This is a genomic window from Kitasatospora sp. NPDC094028 (assembly GCF_049543595.1).
Classification (GTDB): domain Bacteria; phylum Actinomycetota; class Actinomycetes; order Streptomycetales; family Streptomycetaceae; genus Kitasatospora.
Genome location: NZ_JBMVFA010000004.1, coordinates 270,572 through 285,188, shown reverse-complemented (window position 1 = coordinate 285,188; position 14,617 = coordinate 270,572). Strand labels below are relative to the sequence as shown.

Below are 14,617 nucleotides of genomic sequence, written 5' to 3'. Positions count from 1 at the left end.
TCTCAGGCGGCCATGTGCGCAGGCCGACCGCCGGCCAGTGCGGAGCGCAAGGCGGTTCGGACTCTGGCAGCACCTGCGGCCGCCACGTCCGCCCCCTGGCCGACCATGGGGGTTCGGGCTGCCAGGCCCGCGCACGGGCGACAGATACCCGGCCGGGGCACGGGGTCGTGACACTTGGCGCACTCGGCGTACCGGGCTGCTGCCGCTGCGGCCGGGGCCGGCGGCATCTTGTGCTCCAGCCGGTAGCGGAGCACCGCCGCCGCCGAGTGCATCGCGACGGGCAGCCCCGGCAACAGGGCATGGGCCAAGTCGGCGGGCGTACTGCCGCGCGCCAGCCACTGCACGACCAGCGGCGCCAACTCCCGCGCCTCGGCCTCGCCCAGGCGCAGCCGCGGCTCGGGCCGGATCACCCGGAACAGAGTGGCCACCGCCGCGCGGACCTGCTCATCCGGGAGGGCGACCGTTTCTTCGGGGTTCTCGGGAGGCTCCTCCCGTCCGCCCGGGTCGCTTTGATCGGCTGGGCCCGTGGGGAGGGCGGGTTCTTGGCGCCGGTCCTTTACAACAGTGCTGCCAGTACAGCCGGTGGCCGCCCGACCGGGCGCCGGACGGGCGGCAGCCGGTGCGAACCATGGCGTGTCGTACACGTGAGTCTCGGTGCGGATAGTGCCGTCCGGCATGCGGATCTTCTCGACGCGGTAGAAGCCCGCGTCGGTCAGCTCCTTCAGAGCCTTGCGGATCGCGCCGCGCCCCTGCGGGCTGGAGTCGGCCATGTGCCGACCGTCCTCCCGCCAGCCATCGGGGCGGGAGAGGAGGTCCACAAGCAGGCCGCGGGCGGTGTAGCTCAAACGCCGGTACTGGAGTAGGGCGTTGGGTAGCACGGTGAAATGACGTGCGTGTTGGGTACGATGTACGCGCATCGGGAGTTGCTGCTCCTGTTGCCGGACCCCGGGGTGTTGCTGCACCGCCGGGGTCGCCTATTTTCTGTTGGAGTACGGAACGTACCACGTCACTTGACACAGCGTGAGGCTTTTGCGGAATTTCGGTGCGGGAGCAGCGATCCCTGCTCCCGCCGGGTCAGGTCCAGCGTTTCACGACCTGCCGAAAAGCCTCATGGCGCGCGCATTCTTCTCGAAGCCGAGCGAACGGTACAACTGCGCTCCGTCCGCGCTTGCGTTGAGGCTGACCAGCCCACAGCCCTGGTCCCAGAACCAGGCCAGGAGGCTGGTCGTGACCGCCCTACCGTTCCCTTGGCGGCGGTAGCCGGGTGCCGTCAGGACAAGGTGCACATATCCGGTCCGGCCGCTGTATGTCGGCCCGGGCGGCGCTTTGTAGATGCTTCCGAGCGCGACCGAGGCGAGAGAATCGGCTGGCCCGTCGACGACGAATCCGGCCATGTCCTCAGCGCGGGCAAGCCCGTCCACCAGGTAGGCGGTGAGGTCCTCGAACCACCGGCCAGTCGGGGCAGCCTTGATCATCTCCGCGCGGAGGCGGGCTATCGACAGCGCATCTGCGCCTGTCGCTCTCCGTACATCCACACCGGCTCGTCCTTCGATCGGATGAACTCGCGATACGCCTCTGGACGCCCCGGCGCCGCTCCTGTCCATCATCAGGTCAACATCGATCACGGTGAACGGCAACTCGAATCCACGGGCGCCGCTACCGTGTTCGCATGACCGTTGCCTCCTCGCCTGTCCGCGTCCGCTTCGCTCCGAGCCCTACTGGCATGTTCCACGTCGGTGGAGCCCGTTCGGCGCTCTACAACTGGGCGACCGCACGACAGCGCGGCGGCAGGTTCGTCCTGCGGATCGAGGACACCGATGCGGCTCGTAATCGCGAGGAGTGGACCGAGGGGATCATCAGCGCGCTCGCGTCCATCGGCATCTCGAAGGCGGACCCGGCGTTCGAAGGCCCCTACTTCCAGTCGGAGAACGAGGCCCGGCACCGCGAAGCCGCCGCCGAGTTGTACGAGGCCGGCCTCGCGTACTACTGCGACTGCACGCGCGAGCAGGTGACCGAGCGCACCGGCTCCCAGCAGCTCGGCTACGACGGGTTCTGCCGCGAGCGCGGCCTCGGCTTCGAAGCCGGGCGGGCGCTGCGGTTCCGCACCCCGGACGGCGGGGTCACTGTGATGGTCGACCTGATCCGCGGCAACCCCGAGTTCCCCAACGCGGCCATCGAGGACTTCGTGGTCGCGCGGGGCGACGGCAGTCCGGTGTTCCTGCTGGCCAACGTGGTCGACGACCTCGACGAGGGCATCACCCAGGTCATCCGCGGCGAGGAGCACCTCTCCAACACCCCCAAGCAGCAACTGCTGTGGCGCGCCCTGGGCGCCGAGCCCCCGGTGTGGGCGCACCTGCCGGTCATCGTGAACGAGAAGCGGCAGAAGCTGTCCAAGCGGCGTGACAAGGTGGCTCTGGAGGACTACCTGACCGAGGGCTACCTGCCGGAGGCGATGGTCAACTACTTGATGCTGCTGGGCTGGGGCCCGAAGGACGACGTCGAGATCCGGCCGTACCCCGAGCTGGAACAGCTCTTCCGCGTGGAAGACGTGAACGGCTCCTCGGCGTTCTTCGACATCAAGAAGCTGGCCTCGTTCAACGGCGAGTACCTGCGGGCACTTCCGGTCGACGAGTTCGTGGCGGCGTGCGCGCCGTGGCTGTCCGCACCTCGGGCCCCATGGCCGGCGGAAGCGTTCGATCCGGCACAGTTCGTCGCCGTGGCCGGCCTGGCGCAGACGCGGATCTCGGTGCTGTCGGAGATCACCGCCTACGTCGACTTCCTGTTCCTGGACGAGCCGCTGCGCGACGAGACGTCGTGGGCGAAGGCCATGAAGGACGGGGCGGCGGACCTGCTTCGGGAAGCGCGGCGGCGCCTGGCCGAGGCCCAGTGGGACACGGCCTCACTCAAGGCGGTCATGGAGGAGACAGCGGCCGTCTTCGGGTTGAAGCTCGGCAAGGCCCAGGCGCCGGTGCGGGTGGCAGTGACCGGCCGGACGGTGGGGCTGCCGCTGTTCGAGTCCTTGGAGGTGCTCGGCCGCGAGAGGACCCTGATGCGGCTGGACAAGGCGCTGGCCGAGCTGGCGTGATGCCCGGGGCCCGCACACCCTGGTGATGGGCGGCTTCGTCAAGTCGCCTGAAAAGGGACGGAGCTCCCTGCTAGAACCGTGTCGGCCAAGATCACTGTTCGGCTAGGAGCTCCGTGGGTGCCCAGCCTGTCATCTCTCGTGAGGTTGTGGTTGCCGCTGGGGCGTTCGCGCCCGGCCATCTCGGCGAGTTGACCCGGATTGTCCCATTCGAGATGGTCGACGAGGCGCTGGCGCAGACCGGCAGGGTGCAGGCCCGGGTCCGGGACCTGCCGTCGCGGGTGGTGGTGTACCTGCTGCCGGCCGGGTGCCTGTTCCCCGGGCTGGGCTGGCGGCAGGTATGGCAACGGATGACCGCCGGCCTGGACGGCCTGCCGGTCGCCGACCTGACCGGCGGCGCTTTCGCCCAGGCCCGCAAGCGAGTGGGGACCGAGCCGCTGCGCTGGCTGTTCGACCTGCTGCGCGGCCCGGCCGCCGGAACCTGGTGGTTGCCCTTCCTCGCAGCTGTCGAGGCGGGGCCGTTGCCTGTGGGGCATGGACCCGCCTCGGACTGCGGATCAGGCCGCGGTCGGCGCGATCCCCAGCGTCAGGTGCGGGTAGCCGGCGTGGATGCGCTCGCCCAACTGGATGCCCAGCCCGGCGACGAACCCCTCGATCTTGGCCGTGGCCTCCTCGACGGTGTCGGCCTCGCCCTTGAACTCGAACTCGATGAACTCACCGAGGCCGACCACGGAGTCGAAGGCCACCGCGACGCCGTCCACCGTCCACTCCTCGCGCACCTTGTCGACCGTGGTCAGCTGGGTGAAGTCGAGCGCCCCCAAGAGGCGAGTGACCGCCTCGGCGTCCTCCACCGTCGACTCGAACTCGTCGCAGTGCGTCTTGATCGGCTCCTCCAGCGGGTACCACCGCTTGAAGTTGAGCGACGCCGCCTGGTCCTCGACCCGCACCCGCAGCCACTCCGAGATGACCTCGCCCGCCAGGAAGTCGCGGTGGGGCGCGTTGTAGTAGGTGTCGACCTGGCGGGAGGCCTCGCCCCGCTTGGCCCCACGGGCCGCCAGCGTGGCCTTCAGATCCTCTGGCGAGCTCAGCAGCTGGAACTTCTGCTCGACCTCGATGTACTTCATGCGCCGTGCTCCTGACGAGTCGCCATCGGGCTGGTGGGATGGGTCGGGGCCAGCATGCCCCGGACGGACGCCATGACGGACTGAACCCAGCCAATGTCGTCCGGGCTCAAGGGCTCACCCAAACAGGTGAGGTTGCTCGTGATCTGCTGGGCGGTGCGAAAGCCCACCAGGACGGCCGCGTTCGGGTCTCGTCCCAGTGCGTACCGCAGGGCCACCCGCGTCAGATCAGCTTGGCTGGGGCCGAAGCGCTGCCGCAGCACCTCCAGCCCCGACTGGATGGCCCGTAGGCCGCCGGTCGAAAACCGCGGGTCGTTGTGGCGGTGGTCGCCCGGCGGGAAACGGGGCGGGGCCAACGGGTCGTACGCGCCAAGGAGCAGGCCTTGGCCCAGTACCTGCTTGAGCAACAGGCCGACCCGGCGCTGGCGGGCAAAGCTGAAGATGTCCGTCTCGCCCGGCCCGCACACCGGGCTGAGCAGGTTGTAGCGAACCGAGAGGAGATGCGGCTGGATGCGGTCGAACAGGGCCAGGAAGCGGGCAGTCTCAGCCGCCCGCGGGTGGCTGGGGTCGGCGGCCCACTCGGCGGCGAACTCGTGGGGCGCCCGCATCCCCACGGCCCGGATCAGCCCCTCGCGCCGCAGCCGCTGGACCAGGTCCACCGCCTCGTCCAGGTAGCGGTCGTCCGGCCCGAAGTCGCCCGAGTGCAGGCAGTACAGGTCGAGGTAGTCCGTGCCGAGGTTGCCGAGGCTCGTCACCAGTTGCCGGCGCATCTGAGCCGCCTGATAGGGGTGGACCGCCGTGCCGGCGAAGTAGCCCACCTTGCTGGAGATCGTCAGGCGGCTGCGGTTGACCTGTCGCAGCAGCCGGCCGACCAGCCGCTCCGACCGGCCCAGACCGTAGACGTCGGCCGTGTCGTACAGGGTGACGCCCAGATCGTGCGCCCGGACCAGGCCTGCGAAGGCCTCGGCCTCATCCACCCCGGCCCAGCCAATCGGCACGCCCCGGTTGGTGGCCAGCCCGCCAATGGTCCAGCAGCCGGCCCCGAGGGCCGACACCGTGCGGTTCAGCCCCGGCAGCAGTCGTCGCTCCATTGGGGTCCCCCTTCACGTGCCGCACGGGGCGGCGGCGTTGATCAACCGCCACTCGCCGGCCTCGGCCCACCGGCCGTGCTCGCGGGCCAGCACCTGCCAGTGATCGGCCGGCAGCGCCCGGCTGACCTCGACCACCACACCCGCCATGCGCTCGGTCAGCGCGGCCAGCTCGGTGTCCAACATCCGGCGCAGCTGCGCACCCAACGTCGCCGTCCGGTCGACCGCGGCCAGCGGCGTCTCCTCAATGGCCCGGATCATGTGGCCGAAGACGGTGTAGGCGGCGTCCTTGAGCACCACTCGGGCGGCTCGGACGACCTGGCGCGGCTGGCCGTCCAGGATCTTCTCCAGCGACTTGAACGTGTAGTCCAGGGCGAAGTTACGGTCCACCCACTCCTGCGCCAGCTCGCTGGCCACACCGATGCGCCAGTCAGCGAATTCGGCGTCCACTCGGCCCATGGAGGGCCGGGCATCGCCCGTCAGGCCGGCGGCCTGGGCACGCTTGGTGTAGGCCGCCCCGATCAGGCACTCCATCGAGACGAGCATGTAGGAGATGCCCGAGTGGAACGGCCGGCCGGTGGTGCGAGCGGCCACCCAGGCCGGGTCCTGGACGCCAGCCACAATCGCCTCGACCGGCAGGTCCGGTTGGGGTTTCAGTAGCAGGTCGGTGCGCCCCTGGAAGGCGTACGTCGCCTTCAGCTCCTCGAACGTCATCAGCTGGTCGAAGGTGATGTAGGTGAACCGGGTCGGTACCCCCAGAGCGGACAGGGTGCGGATGGCCAGGGCGTTCTGCTCGGCCCCCGTCTCCTTGTTGAACCGCTCCAGGATCGAGTCGACGCCCGACTCGACGCCGAACAGGCAGCGGCGTAGCCCCCGCTCGACCAGGCCGCGCCACAGGGCGGCCCGCTCCATGTGCCAAGCGCGGTTGCGGTCGGGCCGGGTCACCTGGTCGATGCGGCAGCTCGTCTCCCACTTGAAGCCGGCCTGGTGCAAGGTGCCGGCCATCTCCAGCGCGCGGGGGACCGCGTCCTCGCCCCGCCCGATGAACTCCTCATCCACCAGGTAGAGCGTGCGCGAGATGTCGGGGTGCTGGTCGAAGACCCGGCCCATCTCGCTCAAGATCCGGGGGAAGGCGTCCGGTCCCGCTCCCGACCAATGGCCCTTGTGCCCCCGGGGACAGAAGGAGCAAAAGTTGGTGCAGCCCCGGGAGGCTTCCAGCTGGGCAACGCCGCGGTGCGCGAAGGTGTCGGGCAGCAGGTCGAGTTCGGGCAGGATGTCGCTGGGGGCGCCGGCGACCGGCTTGGCCGTGTGCCGCTGGATGGTCAGCGTGCCCGTGCCGCGGGCCGTGCCGTTGAAGCCCAAGCCGGGGATCTGCCCGCGGTCGATGTCGCCGTGCCAGAAGGCCAGCACCTGCTGGATCGTCGCCTCGCCGGCCCCGCGGGCGATGAGCAGCTGCGGGTACTGCTCCAGCAGCAGCCGTTCGTTGCGGGCGGTCAGGCTGCCGCCGGCCACCACCAGGGGCGGCTCCGGCAGGGCAAAGGCTGCGTCCAACAGCTCGGTCATGAGGTCGTGCTGGCCGAAGGTGGCCGAGATGCCGAGGATGTCCGGCGGCTCCTGGCCGAGGCGCCGGACCAGGTCGGGCAGCGTGACGCCGAGCTGCATGTCGGCCAGCATCACCTCGCCCGTGAGCGTCGACCGGGCGGCCCGTGCCAGATCGGAGATGCCCAGCGGGAACCGCGGCAGCGGGAAGTACTCCGGGTGGTACAGGGCCGCCAGCAACAGGCGGGGCCGGCTGAACCGTTCGCTGGCGTAGTCGTCCATGGTCGCCAGCGACAACCAGCTGTCCGGCGCCTCCAGCTCGAAGTGCCCCTGGGTCCAGGCCGGCCACCGCCGGCTGTGGTGGGCCTGCCCCGACAAGTCGGCCGCCAGCCACCGGCCGTCCGCCCGTTCGATCAGGACCAGGCGGCGGTCCAGCGTGCCGGTGAGGTGGATCCGCCCCGCCCGGCCGGCCAGGCGCTGGTCGAGGTAGGCCCGCAACGCGTGCGGCGCCACCAGCAGCCGGTCGATCTCAGCCGCGGAGGTGGCCGGCGGATCGGCCAGGGCTGCCCGCAGGGCTTCCTGGAGCCGGTCGGCTGCCAGCGAGGCGGGACGGGCACTGCACATGCTCACGGGTGCCTCATTTCTTCGGTTGGGTTGGTGGGAACGAAGGCGTGCTGGCTCGCCGGCCCGGCGGCGAGGCCGGGCTGGTGCGGTTAGGGGGGCAGATCAGGCGGGGGCGGTAGCCCCAGCGCCGCCGTTACAGGCCCCGTAGACCGACGAGGGTTCGGGCCACCAGCAGTGGCGGCGCCTGGTCCGGCTTGGGCGGATTCAGTTGCTCCGCCGCCGGAGCCGTCAGCAGCAACTCGGCCCAGACGACCTTGCCGTCCGCCAGCCGGGGGAAGTAGTGGCCCCAGCGGGTGCTCATGGCCGCAACCAGGAAGATGCCGCGCCCGCTCTCGGCATCGTCGCCGACCATCTTGAGGACCGGCGGCCGGCGGTCGTAGTCGTGGACGAGCAGCAGCAGCCGGGACGGGCCCCGCTGGAGCGTGACCGTGATGCTCTGCACCTCGGCCTGCTGGGAGTACGGCGACCGATCCTGTCCCTGCCCCGAGTGGCGCACGGCGTTGGAGGTCAGCTCCGACACCAGCAGCTCGGCGGTATCGATGTGATCGGCGGGCACCCGCCAGCGGCGGAGCACGTCAACCACATGCCGCCGGGCCCACGGCACGGCGTTGGGGGTGTCGGCCAGCGCGAGCTGGCTGAATTCGGAGCTGACTGACGTGGGCACAGGGTGCCTCTCTGAGACGGCAGGAGGGTGCTGAGCTCACCGCGGCATCGCGACCACGTCCGCGGTGAGCGAAGACCAGTGTGGGCGCGGCGTCCGAGCCGGGCCATGCCGAAAAGAGGTGCTGCATATACGCGGGATGCATAGATCGACGGGCACGGTCCGCAACGGTCCATATACTGCTGGTCAAGAGCGATTCGGGACCGGCATGGCGGGGATCGGGCGGCCGACAATGGCGACGGCGAACACAGCAGCGGGACAGCAGTGCCACCGGTGCGGAGCCCGGCTTGCTGCCGATCACCCGGGGCGGCTGTGCTCGCCCTGCCAGGCCCTGGGCCGATCATCCCCCGCTCCCCAACCACCCGTTGTGACGGCCGAGTTCTGGAACACCGAGCCTCTGCGTGTCGCCTTCGCCGCCCGCCACATGGGACGCGTGTTGCGTCAGTACCGTGCCCATCCGGACCACACAGGGCGTCATGGTCCGCGAGGCGTCCCCCAGAGCCTGCTCGGTCAGTGGCTGGGCCTAACTCAAGCGCAGATCAGTCGCATTGAGACGGGGCCACCGGTGACTGACCTGGTGAGCCTGGTCCACTACGCCCGTGTTCTCGGGGTGCCGGCCGCGCGGTTGTGGTTCAGCCTGCCGGAGGCCGTGCCCGCGCCGCGGGTGGAGCCACGGGCGGTCGACGATGAACGGCTGGCCGTTGCACCCGACGTGCACCGCAGTCAGGAGGACTGGCGCACTACCCGCCGCTACCTCAACAGCCACCGTGCTCGGCTGGCCGCCACCGCGAGCCAGCTCTACCCGGCAGACGCGCGTCTGGCGAGCGCCCCGCTGCTGACCACCGCCTCGTGGTGGCCGCCCGAGCCGGTGCTGCTTGACCACGTTCGACTGACGTGGACGGGCAGCCCCAAGCTCCCGCTGGTCGACGGCAGCGAGCCCGAGGCCGGCCAGGCCTTGCCGCTGCGCGCGTCCGGCCGCTCCTTCGATCGCTACACCCAGGCCGTGCGCTACATCGACGCGCCGTCCCTGTTCGAGAACCGCCCCAGTTACCGGCTGACCGGCATCGACTGGACGGCAGCCGGCAACGGGGAACTGTCCTTCGGCCTGGCTACCTACTTCGACAAACTCGACGTCTCCGAAGCCCTTGGGCACGAGTTCGCGGCGGCCGCCCAGCGAGCTGACCCGGCGGTGGGTTGGGGCGCGCTTCCGCTGCGCCGGCTGATCAACGACCCGTTCGATCTGGAACTGCGGGCCGTGGTGCCAGCCATCACCACGCTGCTGCTGCGCGTCCGGCCGTCCGGCGAGGCCACCTTCCTGCTCCACTGGCGAGATCCGGAGAAGGTTGCGACCGCCGGGGGTTTGTATGACACCATCCCCGCCGGGGAGTTCCAACCCAGCACCGTCATGGGTGACCCCGCCGGCCCCGACTTCGACCTGTGGCGCAACATCGTTCGCGAGCTCAACGAGGAGCTCCTGGGCGCGCCGGAGTATGACGGCTCCAGCAGCCGGCCGCTGGACTACGAGCGCTGGCCGTTGTACCGGGCGCTCCACCGGGCCCGCTCCACCGGGCACTTGCGGGCGTACTGTTTCGGCGTTGGCTGCGACGCCCTGACGCTGGCCGCCACCATCCCCAGCGCCGTCGTCATCGCCGACTCTGTCTTCGACGAGCTGTTCGGCGAGGTGGTGCGGACCAACGCCGAAGGCGTGACGGTCACCCGCTGGAACGGTCAAGACACCACCGCCGGGATCCCGTTCACCGAACAGAACATCACCCGGTTCCTGACGAGCGAACCCATGGCCCCGCCCGGCGCGGCATGCTTGGCTTTGGCCTGGAAGCACCGCGACTTGCTGCTCGGCTCGTAGGTCGCCGGCAGGCCGCCATACCCTCGAAGGAGCACAGTGTCCACCACCCCTCAGCCGGAACCGGCCATCACGCCGGAGGCGAGTCAGGCCGCGTGGCGACAGGTCCGGGACTACTTGAACCGCAGTCGGTTCGAGCTGACCCAGACGGCCATGGCTGGCCGGCCTCCCCATGCGTTCGCCCCTGGTGGACGGGTGTTGGCACGCAAGCACTGGATTCCCGAGACGCCCGTACCTCTGGAGCAGGTCAGGTTGCGGTGGCAGGAGCAGACGCCTCTGGCCCCGATCGACGGCAGTGGCGCCGAGCTGGACGTCACCCGTGCCCGGCGGGACGACGGCACCCCGTACACGTTCTACTCCGACGCTGTCCGTGACCTGGCCAAGCCGCGGCTGTTCGAGAACCGAGGCTGCTACCGGTTGCTGGAGGTGGCCGAAGACGCGACCGAGCCGACGCTGACCTTCGGCCGCGGCCACTACTTCGACGTCATCAACGTCTGTGAGGCCGCAGCTCACGAGTACGCTGCCGCCGCCCTGGCCGCGCCGGGCCAGCCGGTGACGGACCCGGGCGCCACGCCGTTTCGGGCGGCCATCGGCGACCCGACTGACCTCGATCGCCGGCCGGTCATGGCCGCCGTCAGCACGCTGGCCATCCGCTACGACCGACAGACCGGCTCGGCCGAGTTCGTCCTGCACTGGCGGGACCCCGCCAAGGTCGCGAGTGGCGGCGGGCTCTTCCAGGTCATGCCGGTGGGGATGTTCCAGGCCTCCCACGATGCATCGTGGAATGAGGCCAACGACTTCGACCTGTGGCGGGCCATCGCCCGCGAGCTGAGCGAGGAACTGCTCGGCAGCAGCGAGGACTACGGCAGCGACACCGTCCCCATCGACTACGAGGCCTGGCCGTTCAACCAGGCCCTGAGTGCAGCCCGATCAGCCGGAACCCTACGGGTGTACTGGCTGGGGCTGGGCATGGACCCGCTCACGCTCGTCACCGACATGCTGACCGTCGCCGTGTTCGACGCCGAGCTGTTCGACGCGACCTTCGCGCGGATCGTCTCCACCAACGACGAAGGCCACCGGGTGCAGTTCGAAGACGGCACCGGGCAGGCCGTGGGGATCCCCTTTACGGCCGAGCAAGTCGAGCGCTTGACCTGTCGCGAGCCGATGCAGCCGGCCGGGGCGGCACTGCTCCAGCTGGCGTGGCAGCACCGCGAGGTGATCCTGAGCGGAGCTGCCAGCCCGCTCGGGGCTTGAACCGGCGGCCCCCAATCAGCAGCTGACCCACGACGACCTGCTGCGCCGCCGCGTTGAGAGCCGTGTCACCCTTCTCGTCAACCCGCTCGCCGGGGACGGCAAAGTCCAGCGGCTCTACGAGACGTGGGGCTACCAGGCGTTCAACGCTCAACAGCCCTGTCCGCATCTCGTTCGGGGGAAAGTTGGCCGACAGTGGGCGCCGTGTGCCGCCCGGCCGGGCGGCACACGGCCAGGGCCGGGGCGGGCACCCGCCGGCAGGCGGGTGGGGGGTGGATGGTGGGGAACGGCGGTGGACTGCTCAACGCCGCGGATGGATCGCGGGTGTACGCCGCGCCGACTGCCGCGTCCCCCCGCTACGCCCCCACGGTGCCGTCGATGGCCTCGCGCAGGAGGTCGGCGTGGCCGTTGTGGCGGGCGTATTCGTGGATGAGGTGCAGCATGACCAGGCGCAGGGAGACGTCGGCGTCCCAGCGCGGCTGGTGTCCGGTGACGTCGAGAGACGGTGCCTCGCGCTCGATGCGGCGCGAGTGCTCGGCCTCGGTCTGCCAGGCGGCGAAGGCCGCGGAGGGAGTGGCCTCGGTGAGGTCGAAGGCCGCCTCGTAGTCGCCGTCCCCGGACCAGACCAGCGGCAGGTCCTCGCCGTTGATGACCCGGCGGAACCAGGTGCGCTCCACCTCGGCCATGTGCCGGACGAGGCCGAGCAGGGTGAGGGTGGACGGCGGGCTGGAGCGCTGCCGCAGCTGGTCGTCGGTCAGGCCGGCGCACTTCACGGCGAGCGTGGCGCGGTGGAAGTCGAGGAAGCCGCGCAGCATCTCGCGCTCGCCGCCGATCAGCGGCGGGACGGGGCGGTCGTCGGGAGTGTTCACGGCTCCGGACGGTAGCGGACCGGGCCGCCCCGGCACGAATCTCTTCCGCACACCACCAGGCCGTCACGTTCCGTGTTCGAGCCGGTACCAGTTTGGGTACGTACCCCGGCGCGCCCGAGGGACGGGCGCCGACCGAGTACGGAGACCCGACGCCCCATGGACCACAACCACATCCCGCCGACCGTACGCCGCACCTACGGCACGGACGACCTGTCGGCAGCACCGTCGTTCGCCGGCGGCTTCATCAACTTCGGCGACTGGCGGGGGATCGACCTCACCGCACCCACCCAGGAGGACCGGGTGCACAGCCAGGAGCAGTTGTACCGGCGGACGCTACGGGCCTTCCCCGAACCGCGCGAGCAGCTGCGGCTGGCCGAGGTCGGCTGCGGCCGCGGACTGGGCGCCGCCCTCGCGCTGCGCGAGTTCCGCTTCGCCTCCGTCACCGGGATCGACATCCACCCCGACCAGATCGAGCGCGCCCGCGCCGTGAACGCCCGTGCCCTCGCCAGCTACCCGGACCGGCTCGCCTACACCCTCGGTTCGGCCGACGAACTCCCGTTCCCCGACGCCTCCTTGGACGGCGTCTACTCGGTCGAGGCCGCCCAGCACTTCCGCGAGCTGTCCGGCTTCGCCCGCGAGGCCGCCCGCGTCCTGCGCCCCGGCGGCCGGCTGGTCGTCACCACCTTCTTCGCCGCCGCCGGCCCCGAGGTCGCCGAGCGGCTCAAGATCCTGCTCGCCAGCTTCGCCGACGGCCTCGACGTCCCGCACTCCCTCGACGGCTTCGCCGCCGACCTGACCGCCGCCGGATTCGCCGCCGTCGACTCCGAATCCATCGGCTCGGACGTCTGGCCAGGCTTCGACCGCTACCTCGCCGACACCGTCCCCACCGCCCACTGGTCCCGCAACTTCCTCCCCGCCTGGCGCGACGGCCTCCTCGACTACCAGCTCCTCACCGCCACCCGCCGCTGACCCCGCCCCGCCGCCCGCCGCCTCCGCCCCCGCTGCCGCCTCCGCACGGGAAGTCGACCGGTCCGACTTCCCGTGCAACCTCCACAAGGTGTCACCGCATCAAACAGAGTGTGCGACACGGCCGTTCGCCCACCGGTCGGATATGGACTCACCTCGACACAAACCGGTCGAAAGTGTTCTGATGATCGCACCATAAGGATCATCGGGGACCGGAGGGACTGTGCGGACCGTTCGAGGCGTGGCCGTTCTGCTGACCATAGGTGTCGTCGCGACCGCCACCATGGCCACGGGAGACACCCCCTCGCAGGGCAGACCGGCCGCCGCCGACCCCGCACCCGCGGACGCCGCCACCGGGCCGGGCGCCACCCCGCCGCCCACCACCACCGCCCCGCTCCCCACACCGGCACCGACGCCGACCTGGGACGGCCAGGTCAAGGTGCTCGGCGACGGATCCACCTCCTTCACCGGCCCGCAGCCCAAGCAGCCCAAGCCCGAAAAGCTGAAACCCGGCGAGAAGCCGCCGCAGTTCGTGGTGTTCTCCTGGGACGGCGCCCTGGAGGGCGACGACCACCTGTTCTCGCGCTTCCGCAAGCTCGGCGCGGAGAACAACGCCCAGATGACGTTCTTCCTGAGCGGCCTCTACACCCTGCCCAAGTCCAAGGCCTCGCTCTACCGCCCGCCGCAGCACCGGGCCGGCGAGGCCTCCATCGACTTCGCCACCGACGCCCACATCAAGGACACCCTGGAGCAGCTGCGCCTCGCCTGGCAGGACGGCAACGAGATCGGCACCCACTTCAACGGGCACTTCTGCAACGCCAAGGGCGGCGGCGACTGGAGCACCGAGGAGTGGAAGAGCGAGCTCGACCAGGCGGTCTCCTTCGTCACCAACTGGAAGACCAACACCGGCTTCAAGGACCTCCCGCCGCTGCCCTTCGACTACACCAAGGAGCTGGTCGGCGGCCGCGCCCCCTGCCTGGAGGGCCAGAAGGCGCTGCTCCCGGCCGAGAAGGCGACCGGATTCCGGTACGACGCCAGCTCGCCGGGCGAGTTCCAGGTCTGGCCGGTCAGGAAGGAGGGCATGTGGAACTTCCCGCTGCAGCTGCTGCCCTTCCCCGCCAAGGAGACCCAGGGCCTGTCGATGGACTTCAACTTCCTGGCCGGCCAGTCCGGGAGCAGCGTCAAGGGTGATCCGAAGAAGTACGCCGCCTGGGAGAAGGAGGCCCGGGAGAGCTACCTGGCCGGCTTCGAGCGGGTCTACTACGGCAGCCGGGCCCCGCTGTTCATCGGGAACCACTTCGAGGACTGGAACGGCGGCATCTACATGCAGGCCGTCGAGGACGTGATGAAGAGCGTCTGCCGGCGGGAGGGCGTCCGCTGCGCCTCCTTCCGGCAGGTCGCCGACTGGCTGGACGCCCAGGACCCGAAGGTGCTCGACAGGCTGCGCGGGCTGGACCCGGGGCAGCCGGCCGACTGGTCGCGCCTGGTCAACTGAGCGCGCGGGGGCCGGAGACGGTCCGGGCCCACCGGGCGCCTGGCCCGTCTCCGGCCCGAC

At 70.5% G+C, this 14,617-nt stretch carries 12 protein-coding genes and 1 pseudogene; 6 read left to right on the top strand and 7 right to left on the bottom strand.

All coding sequences use genetic code 11. The features are described 5' to 3' along the window. Window positions 1–2: 2 nt before the first annotated feature. The gene (locus ACPC54_RS09095; protein ID WP_498962843.1) at window positions 3–845 is read right to left on the bottom strand and encodes a hypothetical protein; all 843 of its coding nucleotides are present in this window, start codon (window positions 843–845) and stop codon (window positions 3–5) included. 243 nt (window positions 846–1,088) lie between these two features. Beyond that, a complete protein-coding gene (locus ACPC54_RS09090) occupies window positions 1,089–1,637 on the bottom strand; it encodes a GNAT family N-acetyltransferase (protein WP_498962841.1) in 549 nt (182 codons plus the stop codon). Between the two features lie 86 nt (window positions 1,638–1,723). On the opposite strand from ACPC54_RS09090, the gene gltX reads away from it, so the two are divergent. After that, window positions 1,724–3,085: a glutamate--tRNA ligase gene (gene gltX / locus ACPC54_RS09085; RefSeq protein WP_498963214.1), complete on the top strand. Its 1,362-nt coding sequence runs from the start codon at window positions 1,724–1,726 to the stop codon at window positions 3,083–3,085. 113 nt (window positions 3,086–3,198) lie between these two features. Beyond that, window positions 3,199–3,525: pseudogene (locus ACPC54_RS09080) on the top strand (transposase domain-containing protein); the annotation flags it as partial. A 114-nt stretch (window positions 3,526–3,639) separates the two neighbouring features. Here the strand turns inward: ACPC54_RS09080 and cyaB are convergent. The 4 genes from cyaB to ACPC54_RS09060 all read right to left on the bottom strand — a co-directional run bounded on the left by cyaB (window position 3,640) and on the right by ACPC54_RS09060 (window position 8,118). Beyond that, on the bottom strand, window positions 3,640–4,206 hold the full coding sequence (gene cyaB / locus ACPC54_RS09075; RefSeq protein ID WP_498962839.1) for a class IV adenylate cyclase: 567 nt from the start codon (window positions 4,204–4,206) through the stop codon (window positions 3,640–3,642). Continuing rightward, entirely contained in the window at window positions 4,203–5,294 is a 1,092-nt protein-coding gene (locus ACPC54_RS09070) for an aldo/keto reductase (RefSeq protein WP_498962837.1), read from the bottom strand. Before ACPC54_RS09070 ends, cyaB begins: the two co-directional genes overlap by 4 nt. Before the next feature lie 12 nt (window positions 5,295–5,306). Next, a complete protein-coding gene (locus ACPC54_RS09065) occupies window positions 5,307–7,454 on the bottom strand; it encodes a B12-binding domain-containing radical SAM protein (RefSeq protein ID WP_498963212.1) in 2,148 nt (715 codons plus the stop codon). Window positions 7,455–7,587: 133 nt separating this feature from the next. Further along, window positions 7,588–8,118: an ATP-binding protein gene (locus tag ACPC54_RS09060; RefSeq protein WP_498962835.1), complete on the bottom strand. Its 531-nt coding sequence runs from the start codon at window positions 8,116–8,118 to the stop codon at window positions 7,588–7,590. Window positions 8,119–8,692: 574 nt separating this feature from the next. Between ACPC54_RS09060 and ACPC54_RS09055 the strand changes: the two genes are divergently transcribed. Further along, window positions 8,693–9,979, top strand: coding sequence for a helix-turn-helix domain-containing protein (locus ACPC54_RS09055; protein ID WP_498962833.1), 1,287 nt, complete (start codon window positions 8,693–8,695; stop codon window positions 9,977–9,979). Between the two features lie 36 nt (window positions 9,980–10,015). Further along, on the top strand, window positions 10,016–11,230 hold the full coding sequence (locus ACPC54_RS09050) for a hypothetical protein (RefSeq protein WP_498962831.1): 1,215 nt from the start codon (window positions 10,016–10,018) through the stop codon (window positions 11,228–11,230). 353 nt (window positions 11,231–11,583) lie between these two features. On the opposite strand, the gene ACPC54_RS09045 is transcribed toward ACPC54_RS09050, so the two are convergent. Next, the gene (locus ACPC54_RS09045; protein ID WP_498963210.1) at window positions 11,584–12,042 is read right to left on the bottom strand and encodes a DinB family protein; all 459 of its coding nucleotides are present in this window, start codon (window positions 12,040–12,042) and stop codon (window positions 11,584–11,586) included. A 210-nt stretch (window positions 12,043–12,252) separates the two neighbouring features. Between ACPC54_RS09045 and ACPC54_RS09040 the strand changes: the two genes are divergently transcribed. Then, entirely contained in the window at window positions 12,253–13,065 is an 813-nt protein-coding gene (locus ACPC54_RS09040) for a class I SAM-dependent methyltransferase (protein WP_498962829.1), read from the top strand. A 280-nt stretch (window positions 13,066–13,345) separates the two neighbouring features. Further along, complete coding sequence (locus ACPC54_RS09035; RefSeq protein WP_498963208.1) at window positions 13,346–14,557, top strand: polysaccharide deacetylase family protein; 1,212 nt, start codon at window positions 13,346–13,348, stop codon at window positions 14,555–14,557. Window positions 14,558–14,617 lie beyond the last annotated feature (60 nt).